This window comes from Streptomyces sp. SM18 (assembly GCF_002910775.2).
GTDB lineage: Bacteria > Actinomycetota > Actinomycetes > Streptomycetales > Streptomycetaceae > Streptomyces > Streptomyces halstedii.
Genome location: NZ_CP029342.1, coordinates 4766958 through 4783323, shown reverse-complemented (window position 1 = coordinate 4783323; position 16366 = coordinate 4766958). Strand labels below are relative to the sequence as shown.

General features: G+C 73.4%; 14 protein-coding genes. 4 read left to right on the top strand and 10 right to left on the bottom strand.

All coding sequences use genetic code 11. The features are described 5' to 3' along the window. Positions 1 to 97: 97 nt before the first annotated feature. Entirely contained in the window at positions 98 to 1213 is a 1116-nt protein-coding gene (dapC, locus tag B9S64_RS21765; RefSeq protein WP_103491003.1) for a succinyldiaminopimelate transaminase, read from the bottom strand. Between the two features lie 112 nt (positions 1214 to 1325). Beyond that, on the bottom strand, positions 1326 to 1646 hold the full coding sequence (fdxA, locus tag B9S64_RS21760; RefSeq protein WP_028438930.1) for a ferredoxin: 321 nt from the start codon (positions 1644 to 1646) through the stop codon (positions 1326 to 1328). A gap of 117 nt (positions 1647 to 1763) precedes the next feature. On the opposite strand from fdxA, the gene B9S64_RS21755 reads away from it, so the two are divergent. The 3 genes from B9S64_RS21755 (at position 1764) to B9S64_RS21745 (ending at position 5851) form a co-directional block, all read left to right on the top strand. Further along, complete coding sequence (locus B9S64_RS21755) at positions 1764 to 2789, top strand: GNAT family N-acetyltransferase (protein ID WP_103491002.1); 1026 nt, start codon at positions 1764 to 1766, stop codon at positions 2787 to 2789. A 31-nt stretch (positions 2790 to 2820) separates the two neighbouring features. Then, positions 2821 to 3675, top strand: a complete 855-nt coding sequence (locus B9S64_RS21750) for a transglutaminase-like domain-containing protein (RefSeq protein ID WP_103491001.1) — start codon at positions 2821 to 2823, stop codon at positions 3673 to 3675. A 364-nt stretch (positions 3676 to 4039) separates the two neighbouring features. Continuing rightward, on the top strand, positions 4040 to 5851 hold the full coding sequence (locus tag B9S64_RS21745) for a coagulation factor 5/8 type domain-containing protein (protein ID WP_103491000.1): 1812 nt from the start codon (positions 4040 to 4042) through the stop codon (positions 5849 to 5851). Between the two features lie 235 nt (positions 5852 to 6086). On the opposite strand, the gene B9S64_RS21740 is transcribed toward B9S64_RS21745, so the two are convergent. From B9S64_RS21740 to B9S64_RS21705, 8 genes are all read right to left on the bottom strand, one after another. Continuing rightward, positions 6087 to 6698 carry a response regulator transcription factor gene (locus tag B9S64_RS21740; protein ID WP_103490999.1) on the bottom strand — a complete coding sequence of 204 codons (612 nt, stop codon included), beginning with the start codon at positions 6696 to 6698 and terminating at the stop codon, positions 6087 to 6089. Between the two features lie 10 nt (positions 6699 to 6708). Beyond that, a complete protein-coding gene (locus B9S64_RS21735; protein WP_258037833.1) occupies positions 6709 to 7896 on the bottom strand; it encodes a sensor histidine kinase in 1188 nt (395 codons plus the stop codon). Next, a complete protein-coding gene (locus tag B9S64_RS21730) occupies positions 7893 to 8633 on the bottom strand; it encodes an ABC transporter permease (protein ID WP_103490998.1) in 741 nt (246 codons plus the stop codon). Before B9S64_RS21730 ends, B9S64_RS21735 begins: the two co-directional genes overlap by 4 nt. Continuing rightward, a complete protein-coding gene (locus tag B9S64_RS21725; RefSeq protein ID WP_103490997.1) occupies positions 8630 to 9580 on the bottom strand; it encodes an ABC transporter ATP-binding protein in 951 nt (316 codons plus the stop codon). The genes B9S64_RS21730 and B9S64_RS21725 overlap by 4 nt, the downstream gene beginning before the upstream one ends. 240 nt (positions 9581 to 9820) lie before the next feature. Continuing rightward, entirely contained in the window at positions 9821 to 11767 is a 1947-nt protein-coding gene (locus tag B9S64_RS21720) for a hypothetical protein (RefSeq protein WP_375153032.1), read from the bottom strand. A 430-nt stretch (positions 11768 to 12197) separates the two neighbouring features. Next, complete coding sequence (locus tag B9S64_RS21715; RefSeq protein ID WP_103492724.1) at positions 12198 to 12662, bottom strand: DUF6113 family protein; 465 nt, start codon at positions 12660 to 12662, stop codon at positions 12198 to 12200. Then, positions 12659 to 13576 (bottom strand): N-acetyl-1-D-myo-inositol-2-amino-2-deoxy-alpha-D-glucopyranoside deacetylase, encoded by a 918-nt coding sequence (gene mshB, locus B9S64_RS21710; RefSeq protein WP_103492723.1) that lies wholly within the window; start codon positions 13574 to 13576, stop codon positions 12659 to 12661. Before mshB ends, B9S64_RS21715 begins: the two co-directional genes overlap by 4 nt. A gap of 86 nt (positions 13577 to 13662) precedes the next feature. Next, a complete protein-coding gene (locus B9S64_RS21705; RefSeq protein ID WP_014154257.1) occupies positions 13663 to 13857 on the bottom strand; it encodes a hypothetical protein in 195 nt (64 codons plus the stop codon). Between the two features lie 166 nt (positions 13858 to 14023). Between B9S64_RS21705 and B9S64_RS21700 the strand changes: the two genes are divergently transcribed. Next, positions 14024 to 16150: an alpha/beta fold hydrolase gene (locus B9S64_RS21700; RefSeq protein WP_103492722.1), complete on the top strand. Its 2127-nt coding sequence runs from the start codon at positions 14024 to 14026 to the stop codon at positions 16148 to 16150. Positions 16151 to 16366 lie beyond the last annotated feature (216 nt).

Genomic DNA, 16366 nt, shown 5'->3' with positions numbered 1-16366 from the left:
CGCGAACTCCCTGGGGCCCCTCGCGTACCGGACGGACCGCCCGGGCGGAACCAGGTGTCTCCGGGACGTCCCGGACGCACGGGCGGCGCGGCCCGGACTACGCGGAGACGGCCTTGGCCAGCCGCTCGACCGCCGCGTCCACCCGCTCGTCCGTCGCCGTCACCGCGACCCGTACGAAGCGGTCACCGGCCGGCCCGTAGAAGTCGCCCGGCGCCACCAGGATGCCCAGCCGCGCCAGATGGGCCACGGTCTCCCAGCACGGCTCGTCGCGGGTGGCCCACAGGTAGAGGCCGGCCTCGCTGTGCTCGACGCGGAAGCCGTGGCCCTCCAGCGCCGCGCGCAGCACCGTGCGGCGCCGCGCGTACCGGGCGCGCTGCTCGGCGACGTGGGTGTCGTCGCCCAGCGCCGCGACGGTCGCCGCCTGGACGGGAGCGGGGATCATCATCCCGCCGTGCTTGCGGATCTGGAGCAGCTCGCCCAGCACCGCCGCGTCGCCCAGGACGAACGCCGCGCGGTAACCGGCGAGGTTGGAGCGCTTGGAGAGCGAGTGGACGGCGACGATGCCCTCGTAGGTGCCGCCGCAGACGTCCGGATGGAGCACGGAGACGGGTTCGGCCTCCCAGCCCAGCTCCAGGTAGCACTCGTCGCTGAAGACCAGGACGCCGTGCTCGCGCGCCCACGCGACGGTCCGGGTCAGCTCCTCGCGGGACAGCACGCGGCCGGTCGGATTGGACGGCGAGTTGAGCCAGAGGAGCCGCAGCCCGGACGGGTCCAGCTCGGTCGGGTCGTCGTAGGCGACGGGCTCGGCACCGCAGAGGCGCGCGCCGACCTCGTACGTCGGGTAGGCCAGCCGCGGGTGGGCGACCTTGTCGCCCGCGCCGAGGCCGAGCTGGGTCGGCAGCCAGGCCACCAGTTCCTTGGAGCCCACGACCGGCAGGACGTTGGCGTGCTCCAGCCCGGCCGCGCCCAGCCGCCGCCCGGCCCAGCCGGTCAGCGCGTCACGCAGCGCCTCGGTCCCCCACACCGTCGGATAGCCCGGACTGTCGGCGGCCGAGACCAGCGCCCGCCGGATCAGCTCGGGCACCGGGTCGACCGGGGTGCCGACGGACAGGTCCACGACCCCGTCCGGATGGGCAGCGGCCGTCGACTTGTAGGGCACGAGCTTGTCCCAGGGAAAGACCGGGAGGCGTGAGGAGACGGGTGCTGCGGACACGGAACTCTGCTTTCTCGTACGGGGGTGTGGCGCGGGCACGGCGCCGGGGAACACCTCGGTCCCGCACGGCGGCGAGCCGTACGGGACCGGGCGGCGTTCGCGGGGCCTGCCGCTACTGGTTCTGCGGCGGCAGCGCGGCGACGAACGGGTGGTCCCGCTCGATCAGACCCAGCTTGGAGGCGCCACCCGGCGAGCCGAGGTCGTCGAAGAACTCGACGTTCGCCTTGTAGTAGTCCTTCCACTCGTCCGGGGTGTCGTCCTCGTAGAAGATGGCCTCCACCGGGCAGACCGGCTCACAGGCTCCGCAGTCGACACACTCGTCCGGGTGGATGTACAAGGACCGCTGGCCCTCGTAGATGCAGTCGACGGGGCACTCTTCGATGCAGGCCTTGTCCTTCACGTCGACACAAGGCTGCGCGATGACGTAGGTCACGCTGTCGTTCCTCCTCGGTAGGGCGTTGGCTCTCGCGCGGGAGCGCGGCGTCGTCGATGCCCGCCCCTAGTATCTCCGTTCCGGGGCACGATCCGAACAGGAGGGGCGGAGAGACCTGTGGAATTCACGGTCGGCGGACGGTTCGAGGTCCGTATGACGCCGGATGACGTGGGCAAACGCGTCTCCGTGCGGCAGGTTGTGCAGGGGGGCGGAGCGGGCGCGAAGTTCACCGACACGGTCGGCGTTCTCACATCATGGGACGACGGTGTGCTGTGGATCACACCCCGGAGCGGCGCGCGTGTCCGCGTGTCGGAGTCCTCCCTGGTCGCGGGCAAGGTGGTGCCCCCCGCCCCGGCGCGCCGTCGCGGACCGGCGGCCTCCTTCGAGGAACTCACCCGTGTCGCGGCGCGCGCCTGGCCCCCGGTGGAGAGCGAGGCGCTGGGCGACTGGCTGCTGCGCGCCTCCTCCGGGTTCACCCGGCGCGCCAACTCCGTGCTCCCGCTGGGCGACCCTGGGGTCCCCTTGGCCGAGGCGCTGGAGCGCGCGAAGCGGTGGTACGGGGAACGCGGGCTGCCCGCCTACGTGCAGGCGGGCACGGGTGCCGAAGGCGCGCAGGAGCGGCTCTGCGCCGTACTGGAGGAGCACGGGTGGCGCCGCGAGGTGTCGGCGGAGACACGGATCGCCGCGCTGGCGCCCCTCGCCGACCTGGGCGCGGACGACTCCGGGGTACGGCTGGCCCGTACGGCGGACGACACGTGGCTCTCCCGGTACCAGCGGTCCGGCACGCCGGGCCCCCAGGTCCGGAAGGTGCTGGGCGGCGGCCCCTCGGTGTGGTTCGCGTCGGTTCCCGGCGAGGAGATGGTTGAGGGGACGGGCACGGGGTCCGGCGGGGCCCCCGCCGCGATCGGGCGCTGCGTGGTGGACGGCCGCTGGGCCGGGTTCATGGCCGTGGAGGTCGCCCCCGGGCACCGGCGCCGGGGTCTGGCCACGGCCGTGATGGCGGCGCTGGCCCGCCGGGCGCTCGACGAGGGGGCGTCGGCCGCCTGGCTCCAGGTGGAGACGGACAACGAGCCCGCCCGCGCGCTGTACGACGGCATGGGCTTCGCCACCCACCACCTGTACCACCACTTCCGGTCCGCGTAGCGGGCACACCAGCCGCAGGAGTACACCCCGTATGAGCGCTCAGGATCCCGGTACGGCCGGACGCCGCCGCAGGTTCGCCGACGAGGCGCGCGCCGAACGGCCCGACCTCGCCCTGCTCTGCCTGCTGCTCGGCGCCGAGGAGGGTCCGGCCGACCCGGCGGCCCCCGCCGACCCGTACGGCGTGGACGCCGCGCAGATCGAGCTGGACCGGCTGGCGGGCCTCCTGCCGTACGGGGCCCGTTCGCCCCGCGCCTGGGTGGCGGCCCTCCAGGAACTCCTGGGCACGCGCTGCGGTTTCGCGGGCGGACCGGCCGACTACCAGCGGCTGGAGTCCTCGCTGCTCCAGCGGGTCCTGCACCGCCGCAGGGGCCTGCCGATCCTGCTGTCGGTGGTGTGGACCGAGGTCGCCCGGCGAGCCGGGGCGCCGGTGTACGGGGTGGCGCTGCCCGGCCACTACGTCGTGGGGTTCGGCGATCCGGCGGAGGGGGTGATGGCCGACCCGTTCGCCGGGGGTGCCCCGCTGAGCGGCCAGGACGCCGCCCTGTTGGTGGCGGGCGCGACCGGGGCGCGGCCGGAGCCGTTGACCCCGGTGCCCGCCGCGCCGCAGGAGACGGTGCTGCGGATCCTGAACAACGTCAGGGCGTGGGCAGCGGCCCGGCCCGAGCGCACGGATGTGGCGCTGTGGGCGCTGGAGCTGTCGCTGCTGCTGCCCTCCCACCCGGCCCGGCTGCGCTACGAGCGGGCCGAGCTCCTCGTGCGGCGCGGGGAGTTCCTGCGCGGGGCGGCCGAGATGGAGGAGTACGCGGAGATCGTCGACGGGGTGGAGCCGGCGGCGGCCGAGGAGATCCGCCGGCACGCCCAGGCCGCGCGGGCGCTGCTGAACTGAACGCGGCCCGCCGGGACGCGGTGCCGATCGACCGGCCCGCCGGGCGCGCCCCCCGGTGACCACGACCGTTACGCCGGGAAGCGGCCCCGGAAAGCGCGGTGTCAGGCGGCGCAAAACGGCCCGCGCCGCCGCCCTCGGGGTATCACCCTGTGAAGCCGGCGCCTCCCGGAATCGGGCCCATAGCGGGCCAATTGCCCAGCGAGAGCCTTTATGTGTTGCCGACACGGCATCCGGAAGCGCCTCCTGACGCACACCTCTTGACGTGTACCGGACCATGACGGTTACATCGGCGCCACGTGAGAGCGCTCTCTCGCCTCTCCCGTCCGTCCGTCGTGCCCCTACCACGACCCAGGAGACACCCTTCATGCCCGTTCCCCCCACGGATCCCGCGCGTTCCGCGCCCCCCACCCCCCACCGGCGCCGCCCCAAGGCGCTCGGACTCACCGCCCTCGCCGCCGCCCTGCTCATGGCCGTCCCCACCACCCAGGCGGCGTTCGGCAGCGACGCCGCACCCGCCGGCGTCCAGGAGGTGGTCGGCGGCGGCGACCTCGGGCCCAACGTGCTGGTCTTCGACCCGTCCACCCCCGACATCCAGGGCACGGTGGACGAGGTCTTCCGTAAGCAGGAGTCGAACCAGTTCGGCACCGAACGCTACGCGCTGATGTTCAAGCCGGGCACGTACGACGACATCAACGCGCAGATCGGCTTCTACACCTCGATCGCGGGCCTCGGGCTGAACCCCGACGACACCACCTTCAACGGCGACGTGACCGTCGACGCGGGCTGGTTCGACGGCAACGCCACCCAGAACTTCTGGCGTTCGGCCGAGAACCTCGCGCTGAACCCGGTCAACGGCACCGACCGCTGGGCCGTCTCCCAGGCGGCCCCCTTCCGCCGGATGCACGTCAAGGGCGGCCTCAACCTCGCCCCCGACGGCTACGGCTGGGCCAGCGGCGGCTACATCGCCGACAGCAAGATCGACGGCCAGGTGGACCCGTACTCGCAGCAGCAGTGGTACACCCGGGACAGCTCCATCGGCGGCTGGGGCAACGGCGTCTGGAACATGACCTTCTCCGGCGTCGAGGGCGCACCCGCGCAGAGCTTCCCGGAGCCTCCGTACACCACGCTCGACACCACCCCGGTCTCCCGGGAGAAGCCCTTCCTCTACCTGGACGGGGACGACTACAAGGTCTTCGTCCCCGCCAAGCGCACCAACGCGCGGGGCACCACCTGGGCCGACGGCACCCCGGAGGGCGAGTCCCTGCCGCTCGACCAGTTCTACGTGGTCAAGCCGGGCGCCACCGCCGAGACCATCAACGCGGCCGTGGACCAGGGTCTGCACCTGCTGTTCACGCCGGGTGTCTACCACGTGGACCAGCCGATCGAGATCGACCGCCCGGACACCGTGGCACTCGGCCTGGGCTTCGCCACGATCATCCCGGACAACGGAGTGACCGCCCTCAAGACCGGTGACGTGGACGGGGTCAAGGTCGCCGGTCTGCTGATCGACGCGGGCCCGGTCAACTCCGAGACCCTGGTCGAGGTCGGCCCCGACGGCGCCTCCGCCGACCACGCGGCCAATCCGACGTCCCTCCAGGACGTGTTCGTGCGCATCGGCGGCGCCGGCCCCGGCAAGGCGACCACCAGCATCGTCGTCAACAGCGACGACGCGATCATCGACCACACCTGGGTCTGGCGCGCCGACCACGGCGAGGGCGTCGGCTGGGAGACCAACCGGGCCGACTACGGCGTCCATGTGAAGGGCGACGACGTGCTGGCCACCGGCCTGTTCGTCGAGCACTTCAACAAGTACGACGTCCGGTGGTCCGGTGAGAACGGCAGGACGGTCTTCTACCAGAACGAGAAGGCGTACGACGCCCCCGACCAGGCCGCCATCCAGAACGGCGACATCAAGGGGTACGCCGCCTACAAGGTGGACGACTCGGTCACCACCCATGAGGGCTGGGGCATGGGCAGTTACTGCTACTTCAACGTGAACCCGGACATCCGTCAGCAGCACGGCTTCCAGGCTCCGGTGAAGCCCGGCGTGACGTTCCACGACCTGCTCGTCGTCTCCCTGGGCGGCAAGGGCCAGTACGAGCACGTCATCAACGACATCGGATCCCCCACCTCGGGTGACACCACGATCCCCTCACAGGTGGTGTCCTTCCCCTAGGGCGTGTTTCGAAAGTAGCGCCGTCCGCCCGGAGGGCGGGGCCCGCGGCGTCCGGTGCGTGCGATCGCAAGGCGGAGGATCGCCCTCGTACTGGACGTACTTGGGCGACTCCGACAACGCGGCGAGCGTGCGTGCCGGGCGTCGCGGGCCAGGCGGGACTTTCGAAACACGGCCTAGCGGGCACCTGCTCGGGAGGAGCCCGGCCACGGTGGTGGCCGGGCTCTTCCCGTCTCCCTCAGAGCCAGCCCTTCTCGCGGGCCACCCGGACGGCCTCCGCGCGATTGCGCGCCGCCAGCTTCTGGATCGCCGTGGAGAGGTAGTTGCGCACCGTCCCCGGCGAGAGGTGCAGGGAGCCGGCGATCTCCGCGTTGGTCGCGCCGTCCGCCGCCGCGCGCAGCACCTCGCGCTCGCGCTGGGTCAGCGGGTCGGCGCCCTCGGCGAGCGCGGCGGCGGCCAGCGCCGGGTCGATGACGCGTTCTCCGGCGAGCACCGTGCGGACGGCCGCGGCGAGCCGGGAGGCCGGGGCGTCCTTGACCAGGAAGGCGTCCGCGCCCGCCTCCATGGCGCGGCGGAGGTAGCCGGGGCGGCCGAAGGTGGTGACGACCACGACCTTCACCCCGGGCAGTTCGCGGTGCAGGTCGGCGGCGGCCTCGATGCCCGTACGGCCCGGCATCTCGATGTCCAGGAGGGCCACGTCCGGGCGGTGGGCGCGGGCCGCTGCCAGCACCTCGTCGCCGCGTGCGACCTGGGCGACCACCTCGATGTCCGGCTCCAGGCCGAGGAGCGCGGCGAGCGCCTCCCGCACCATGGACTGGTCCTCGGCGAGAAGAAGTCTGATCGTCCTCATCGACGCGATCCTAGGCCGTGTCCCGACCGCCGCCCACGGGCACCCGGAGGACGAGTGCGAAGCCCTTCCCCGCGGCCCCGGTGCCGGTGGCCGGTCCGGTGGTGAGCGAGCCGTGGACGTGCGTCAGGCGTTCGGCGAGACCGGTCAGCCCGTTGCCCGGCAGGCTCCCCGGCGCGCCCCGCCCGTCGTCGGTGACCGTCAGCTCGGCCTGCGGCCCGTCCAGGGTCTCGCGCCGCAGGAGGCGCACCTCGCAGCGGCGGGCGCCGCTGTGCCGTACGACGTTGGTGACGGCCTCCCGCAGCCCCCAGGCCAGCGCCTCCTCGGGCCCCTCCGGCAGGTCGTCGGGCGCCTCGGCCGGGACGTCGGCGGTGATGCCGGCGGCGGCCAGCGCGGTGCGGGCCCCGGCCAGTTCGCCGGGGAGCGTCGGCCGGCGGTACCCGCTGACGGCACCGCGTACGTCCACGAGCGCCTGCCTGCTGACGCGTTCGATGTCGGCGACCTGCTCGGCCGCCCGTCCGGGGTGGTCGGGGAGCATACGGCCGGCCAGTTCGCTCTTGAGCGTGATCAGCGAGAGGGAGTGCCCGAGCAGGTCGTGCAGGTCCCGGGCGAGCCTCAGCCGCTCCTCGTTGGCGGCGAGTTCGGCGACGGTCGCCCGTGCCTCGCGCAGTTCGACGGTCGTACGGATCAGCTGCCGTACACCGGACATCGCGAACCCGCCGAGCAGCGCCGGGAAGAGCAGGGCGACGACGGTGTCCCGGGCGTCGTGCAGGAGGAGTCCGGCGCCCGCCATGACCGCGCAGATCAGGGGGATCAGCAGGCGCGACGTCCGGATGGGCAGGGTGGCCCCGGCCGAGACGGAGACGTACACGAAGAGCACCAGCCAGGGGACGCCGAGCGTCAGCCCGAGCAGGAGTGCCACGGCCCCGAGCAGGGAGAGGGTGCCCAGGAGCCGCCGCCGGCCCAGCGGGCGGGCCGTGTGGCGGAAGAGCAGCACCAGGTAGACGGCGACGAACAGGGCGAGCCCCGCGCCGCCCAGGGCACGCTCGACGGGGGTGTGGCGGCCGACGACGAGGTCCTTCACCGGTGCGCTCATGAAGGCGAGCCAGACACCGATCCACAGCAGCTTGACGACGTACTGCCGCCGGCCGTAGGGCGGGCCGTCCCGCAGGAGGACCTCGCTGCCGTCCTCGTGGCTCACGCCTTCACCGCGTCCTTCCGGTAGAGCCAGGCGGCGCCGCCCGCGAAGAGCAGGAAGTAGGCGCAGAGCAGGGCGACGTCCCGGGCCCCGGGTGCTCCGCCGGTCTCGACGGCCTGTCCGAGAGCAGCGTACGCGTGGGTGGGCAGCCACTCGGAGATGTTCTGGAGCCACTGCGGGAAGGTCGCGGCGGGCATCCACAGGCCGCCGAGGATCGACAGGCCGAAGTAGACGATCATCGTGAGGGGCCGTACGGCGTCCCCGCTCGCCAGGTAGCCGATGGCGACGCCGAGCGCGGCGAAGACCAGTGATCCCGCCCAGACGACCAGGGTCAGCACGGGCCACTGCCAGGCCTCCAGCCGGACGTGCTGGGCCACCGCGGCGACGACGAAGACCACCACGACGCACGGCAGGGTCACGACGGCGGCGCCCGCGATCTTCGCGAGGACGTAGCCGTGGCCGGGGAGCGCGGTGAGGCGGAGCTGGCGGACCCAGCCCTTCTCGCGTTCCTTCGCGATGCGTTCGCTGTTGCCCATGAGGACGGCGGTCAGCGCGCCGAAGGAGGCCATCGAGACCATGAAGAAGGCCTGGAGCGGCAGGTCGGTGCCCGGGACGTTCCCGGCGCCGGACTGGGTGCCGGAGATCAGCAGGTAGATCACCGACGGGTAGACGACCGAGAAGAACATGAACTTCTTGTTCCGCAGGGTGCGCAGGACTTCGAGCCGGATCAGGGCGTTCATGCGGTGCGGGCCTCCTCGGCCTCGGTGATGGCGACGAAGGCCTGCTCCAGGCCGAGTGCGGTGACTTCGAGGTTGCGCGGGCGCAGTCCGAGCGCGTACACCGCGCGCACGGTCTCGTCGGCGTCGCGCGACTGGATGCGGACCCGGCCCCCGGTGATCTCCAGCGAGGTCAGGAGGGGGAGTTCGCGCAGCGGGGCCGCGTCGGCGGCGTCCGCCAGCTCGAAGGAGACGTGGCGGGCGCCCGCCCTGGCCTTGATCTCGGCGGCGGTCCCGTCGGCGAGCAGCCGGCCCTTGTGGAGGACGAGGACGCGGTCGGCGATGGCGTCGGCCTCTTCGAGGTAGTGGGTGGCGAACAGCACCGTGCGGCCCGCGTCGGCCTGTTCGCGCATGGTGGCCCAGAAGGCCTGGCGGGCGGTGACGTCCATGCCGGTGGTCGGCTCGTCCAGCACGATCAGGTCGTTGGCGCCGGCCGTGGCGAGCGCGAAGCGCACGCGCTGTTCCTGGCCTCCGGAGAGCTTGTTGACCATGCGGTCGGCGATCTGGGTGACCCCGGCGCGGGCCAGCACCTCACCCACCGGATACGGACGGGGGTGCAGGGAGACGACCAGGCCGACCAGTTCGGCGACCGTGACGTCCTCCATGAGGCCGCCGGACTGGAGCATCGCGCCGATCCTGCCGGCCACGACGGCCTCCCGGGGGCTGGTGCCGAAGAGCCGGACGCGGCCGGAGTCGGGGTGCCGCAGGCCGAGGAGCAGATCGAGGGTGGAGGACTTGCCGGCGCCGTTCGGGCCGAGCAGGGCCACCGTCTCGCCCGGGTGCAGGGACAGGGTGAGCCCTTCGACGGCGCGTACGTCGCCGTAGGACTTGCTGACGTCTTCGAAGCTCACCACGGCGGTGTCCGGGGCGGCGGTGGGTCCGGCGGTGGGTCCGGCGGCTGTCGTTGTCATGCGTACAGCCTGGCCGCCGGGGGTGCCCCTCCGGCAGTGCCGCCCGTCGTGATCCCGGCATGACGGATGTCATACGCGCGACATGACACCGCCCCCGCCCGGGGTCCGGACGGGGGCGGTCACGGGCGAAGGCCCGCCGCACGCGCCGACGGGGCGTGTGCGGCGGGCCTTCGCGGACGCGCCGTGCCGTTCACGCGCCGGCGGGGCTTCGCGGGCCCGGCCGGGGCGTGAGGCGGACGGTCAGCCGTTGCCTCCGAGGTCGATGGTGACGGTGCGCTCGGCGGGGGTCTTGCCGAGCAGTGCGCTTCCCATGGCCTTGGCCACGTCGTCGGCGCCGACCTCGTGCTGGGTGCCGTCCTCCTTGGTGATCATGACACCGTCGAAGACCCCGTCCAGCAGGGTGTCGATCGCCTTCGTGTCGTAGACCTCGACCAGGCGGCCGTCGACCGGCTTCATGGAGAGGATCTGCGGCAGGGACTTCGCGGGACCGAAGTCGATCTGCTTGGGGCCCGCCTTGACGGTGATCAGGCCCGACATCGCCGGTTCGGCGAACTCCTTCATCGCCCGGTCCAGTTCGGCCTGGTCGATGGTGGGTTCCGTGGTGGCGACGGGGAGTTCGACGACGGCGGCCTTCCCGGTCTCGACCTGCGCGCGGTAGGCGTCGCGGACCGAGATCATCGAGCGGTTGACGTCGAGCGCCTTGCCCGACTTGCCCTTGACCGGCACGGCCCGGTTCGGCTCGAACGTGATGGTGCCGTCGTTGGCGGAGCCCGAGACCCCCGCCAGTTCGCTCAGCGCGAGGCCGAGCTTCTCCTCGTCGACCGGGATCGCCGGGTCGGCCGGGCGCGCTCCGCCGAACAGCGAGCCGATCACGGAGACCGGGTTGTAGTCGCTGCCCGCGGCGGCCCGCACGGTCTCCTGGCTGTCCAGGGTGAGTCCGGCCTTCTCCGGGTCGAGCTTCTCCTCCTTGCCGTCCACCGACAGCGTCAGGGGGGCCTGGGCCCGCTTCCCGAAGGCGGCGTCCAGCTTGGTGACGGCCTCCTCCTTGGTGCCGCCGCCGATGTCCACACCGAGGACGGTGGTGCCCTTGGGCACCTCGGAGTGGTTCATCACCAGTCCGGCGCCGTAGGCGATACCGAGCAGCGCGACGAGGCCGACGCAGAGCAGGACCAGCTTGGAGCGGCCCTTCTTGGCGGGCGGCGCGGCCTTCGGCTCGGGACGGGGCGCGGGTGCCGCGGCGGTACCCGCGGGGCCCCTGCCCCCGGGACCGTCGCCCGGACGCCCGCCCGGCTCGCCGGGGCCGCCCGGGAACCCCTGGCGCGCTCCGGGGGGCACGACGGGGATGCCGCTGGTGAGGGTGTCGCCGGAGACATGGCCGCCCTGCCCGCGCGCGGGACCGGGGGCCTGCGGTGTGAGGATCGCCGTGTCGTCGGACAGCCGCGGCGGTACGCCACCGGGCACGCCGGGACCGCCAGGGCCGCCGGGGCCGGACGCGCCCGGACCACCGGGACCCGCCGCACCGGGGCCACCGGGGCCACCGGGGCCGGGGCGGGGTCCGCCGGAGCCGCCGGTCCTGCCGGTGAGCTTGTCGAGGTCCGGGGTCAGGGACGAACTCCCGGTGACCGGCCCCGTGGTGGGACCGGTGGGACCGGACGGCGCCGAGGCGGACCCCCCGGACGCGGGCGAGCCTCCCCGGCCGCCGGGGCCGTCCCCGAAGACGTCGAGGGCGTCGAGGGCGCTGCGGGGCGCCTCCCCGTCGGAGCGGTACGGCAGATCGGCGCGCGGCGGCCCCGAAGCGGAACCGTCACCGGGGGCCGGACCGCCCGGACCGGAACCCGTGCCCGCACCGGAGCCGAAGGCCGGACCGGAACCCGGACCGGAACTCGAACCGGAGTCCGGACCGGCACCCGGACCCGGGCCGGAGTCCGGCCCGGTGCCGTCGCCCGCCGGTACCGCCAGGGTGGGCGCCACCGGCTTGCGCGGGGCGAACCAGTCGCTGGCGCTCTTCTCCTTGGCCGGCTTCTCGGCGGGGGCGTCGTCCGCGTCCTGGCCGCCGTCACGCGCCTGGGGCCCCGCGGCGCCGCGCTCGCCCGCGCCGGTCGCCGGGGACCCGGGCGCGCCCGGCCTCGGGACCGTGGCGGTGCGCTCGGCGTCCGCACCGGCCCCGGAGGGCTCGGTGTCGCTCATCGGCGTACGCATGACGACCGGCGGAATCGGACGCGAACCCGGGATGTTGATCCGGATACGGGTCGTCAGCGTCGTCTCTGTTCTGGGCTCCTCGGGCCGGGGCGGGTCGGCAGGCTCCGGAGCCTCTCCCGGCCCTGCCTCGGACGGGTGCAGCGACGGATACTGGCGTGATCCGTACGGCGGCGTACCCGACGGGTACGCGGCTCCGCCGCGCCTCTGGGGCCCGGAGGACGAACTGTCAGTTTCACGACTCAAAGCAGGTTCTCCCGATTGGCTCCGCCGCCCGTACTTCCCCCATGCCGCAGGCCAGGGGACGGCTCGGCGCGCGCACTACCTTACTGGCCGCCGCCCCGGCACTCTCCGCCCACGGGGGTGACGACGGCGTACCCCGCCTCGCCCCGAGCGGCGGTCCGGCGGCGGACACAGCACATCACGCGCCGGGTGGGCGGCTGTCGTTGGCCGGATCGGGCAGGCGTGCCATGGTGGCACACATCACAGCGACGGCCATCGAGCCGAGCATGAAGAGCGCCAGACCGATCTCGTCACCGAAGACGTAGTCGCCCTCGGACCGCCCACCGAGCAGCAGCACCACCACGACGAACCAGCCCACCGCCGGCGCCAGGGCGCCGAGCTGCGTGCCGGTGAGGACCCTGCCACCGTAGAAGAGCCCGGCCGACGCCACCAGCGCGAGGATCAACCCGCCCGGGAACAGGGCCGCTTGCACGAGGGTCCCGGCGACCCCCACGGCGGCGCCCAGGACCGCGAGGCCGGTGTACACGGCGATCCTGGCGGGGTTCGGCCGGGCGGCGAGCCCGGTGGGCTCCGGGGCCCTGGGCGGGGCGTTGGTGCGCGGCGCCCGCGACGCGGCGCGCTGCCTCTGCTGCCTGCTGCTCATGTCCGTGCTCCCGGTGCGGCGGCCGCGTCCGGCACGCCCGCGAAGAGGTCGTACTCCCTGGCACCAGGGCCGCCGCCCGGGGTGCCGCGTACCAACTCGTAGTACTCGGTGGTGAAGACGGGCTGGCCGAGGTCGTTCGAAAGAGCGAAGAACGGGCCGTCCACCGCGATCTGGGTGGCGTGCGCCCGCATGGCGGCGGTCTTCGCCGCCGCGTGGGCCGAGCCGTCGATCTCCGCGGTGATCCGCCCGTCGTCCACCACCCCCGGCACGTCGTCCACGGCGGCGATCCCGCCGAAGGCGTCCGGGGCGCTCTCCCGCAGCCGGGCGAAGGCCTCCTCGGCCACCGTGCGGGGCACCCGGTTCCAGTAGGTCTTCGCGATCGTGTGCGGGTCTTGGGGACACGCGTCGTACGCGGGGTCGGCGGCCAGCTCGGCCGCCCGCGTCGCGACCCGGTGGGCCTGGATGTGGTCCGGGTGGCCGTAGCCCCCGTCGGGGTCGTAGGTGACGAGGACCTGGGGGCGCACCGAGCGGATCACCTCGACCAGGTGTCCGGCCGCCTCGTCCAGGTCGGCGTCCCAGAAGGCACCGGGGCGGTGGTTCTGCCCGGTGCCCATCATCCCGGAGTCGCGGTACCGTCCGGGGCCGCCCAGGAAGCGGTGGTCGGTGACCCCCAGCTCCCGCATCGCGGCGGCCAGTTCACCGACGCGGTGGGCGCCCAGGGTGTCGTCCCGGTCGGCGGCGAGGTGGGCCAGGTCCGGCGGGATCACCTCGCCCTCTTCGCCGAGTGTGCACGTCACGAGGGTGACGTGGGCGCCCTCGGCCGCGTACCTGGCCATGGTGGCGCCGTTGTTGATCGACTCGTCGTCCGGGTGCGCGTGCACCAGGAGCAGACGGCGGGCGGGAAGGTCCTTCATGGGACCAGCCTACGAGCCGCCCGCCCTCCGGCCCGACCGCCCCACGGGGCCGGCGGGCATGAAGGGGCCCGGCGCGGGTACCCGGATCAGAACTTGATCCCCCCGATCATGCCCGCCACGTTCGAAGTCACCTCCGAGATGGTCGGGGCGATCGACGAGCTCGCGAGATAGAACCCGAGCAACATGCAGACCACCGCGTGTCCGCCCTTCAGTCCGGATTTCCGGATCAGCAGGAAGACGACGATCGCCAGCAGCACCACCGCCGAAATCGAGAGTGCCACGGCGGTTCACCTCCATCAGTACGGTCGGGACGGGCAGCACACATGGAGCCAGCAGGTTCATACCCACCGAGCGCTACGGATCATAACTATCCGTGCCGACGCATTGATCGGGGCACAGCAGCACGAGGGGCGCACGGAACGGGTCCACGCGACTAGGTTCACTGCCATGACCTCGCACAAGTTGTCTTTTCCCCGCCAGCACGCCCGGACCCAGCGGTTCACTCTCGGCGCACCCCGGGCCTTCACCGTCTCACCGGATGGGACGAGGGTGATCTTCCTCAGGTCCGGCTCCGGCACGGACCGGACGAACCGCCTCCATGTGCTGGACACGCGCACCGGCGAGGAGCGGGTCGCCGCCGATCCCCGGGCCCTGCTGGGCGGTTCGGGGGAGAAGCTGTCCCCGCAGGAGCGGGCCCGCCGGGAACGCGCCCGGGAGGGCTCCGCGGGCATCGTCGGCTACGCGGTGGACGCGGCGGCCGAGTTGGCGGCGTTCGCGCTCTCCGGGAAGGTGTACGTGGCCGAGTTGAGGGCGGACACGGCGCGCGCGCTGCCGGTGCCGGGACCGGTGCTCGACCCGCGCCCCTCGCCCGACGGCCGGCACGTCGCCTACGTCACCCGGGGCGCGCTGCGGGTCGTGGGAGCGGACGGCGAGGGTGACCGCGCCGTCGCCGAGCCGGAGGACGAGCACACCACGTACGGCCTCGCGGAGTTCGTGGCGGCCGAGGAGATGGCCCGCCACCGCGGCTTCTGGTGGTCGCCGGAGTCGGACCGGCTGCTGGTCGCCCGCGCCGACGACAGCGCCGTGCGGCGGTGGTGGATCGCGGACCCGGCGAACCCGGACAGCGCCCCTTCCGAGATCGGTTACCCGGCCGCCGGGACGCCCAACGCGGAGGTGCGGCTCTTCCTGACGGACCTCGACGGTGCCCGTACGGAAGTTGTCTGGGACCGGACCCTGTTCCCGTATCTGGCCCGGGTCCACTGGTCCTCCCACGGGGCCCCGCTGCTTCTGGTGCAGGCCCGTGACCAGCGCAGTCAGCGGTATCTGGCGGTGGACACCGAGAGTGGGGCGACCCGCACGGTCCATGTGGACGAGGACGAGATCTGGCTGGATCTTTTCGACGGAGTGCCCGCCTGGGCGCCGGACGGGCGGCTCGTGCGCATCGCCGACGAGGGCGGCGCGCGGGTGCTCTCGGTCGGCGACCGGCCGCTGACCGGGGGCCAGTTGCACATCCAGGCGGTGCTGGACATCGGCGAGTCGGACATCCTGGTGTCCGCCACCGCGGGCGAGCTGGCGGAGCGGCCGGAGACCGGCGAGACGCATGTGTACCGGGTCGCCGAACTGGGCGTCGAGCGCCTCAGCGAGGGCGTCGGAGTGCACTCGGCGGTCCGCGCCGGCGGGGTGACGGTCATGGTCTCCTCCTCCCTCGACCACCCGGGAACGACCGTGCGGGTGCTACGGGACGGCACGAGCGTCGCCACCGTGGCCAACCACTCCGAGACACCCGTCCTGTCGGCCGGAGTGCGGCTCACGGAGGGGGGCGCACAGCGAATTCCGTGCGCCGTGCTGCTCCCGGCCGGATACAAGGAATCGGACGGTCCCCTTCCGGTCCTGATGGACCCCTACGGCGGCCCCCACGGCCGCCGGGTCGTCGCCGCGCACAACGCGCATCTCACGTCCCAGTGGTTCGCCGACCAGGGCTTCGCCGTGATCACCGCGGACGGCCGGGGCACCCCGGGGCGTTCGCCCGGCTGGGAGAAGGCGATCAGGGACGACTTCCCGCTCACCCTGGACGACCAGGTGGAGGCCCTGCACGCGCTGGCCGGACGCTTCCCGCTGGACCTGTCGAAGGTCGCCATGCGCGGCTGGTCCTACGGCGGCTACCTCTCCGCCCTCGCCGTGTTGCGCCGCCCCGACGTCTTCCACGCGGCCGTGGTGGGCGCCCCGGTGACGGACTGGCGGCTGTACGACACCCACTACACCGAGCGCTACCTCGGGGACCCGACCGCGCGGCCGGAGGTGTACGCGTCCAACTCCCTGGTGGTGGACGGTGCGCTCTCCCACGCCACGGACGAGGTACGGCCGATGATGATCGTCCACGGCCTCGCGGACGACAACGTGGTGGTCGCCCACGCCCTGCGGCTCTCCTCGGCGCTGCTGGCGGCGGGCCGGCCGCACGAGGTGCTGCCGCTGAGCGGGGTGACGCACATGACACCGCAGGAACAGGTGGCGGAGAACCTGCTCCTGCTCCAGGTGGACTTCCTGCGGCGTTCGCTGGGGCTGCCCCGCCCGTAGGCCGTGCCGGGGCCCCGGAAGGTCACCGGGGAACCCGTCGGGGCAGAGCCGTGGAGCCCCGCCCAGGGGCGCGGCGCACGGGCGAACGGCCGGGGCGACGTGACACGCCGCCCCGGCCGGCCCACGGCACCCGCACGGCCGTACGACGTCCATGATGGGGCGGGCGTGTGTCGGTGCGGCGACAGCCGGATTACCCGCGTGTCAACGGATCCGGCC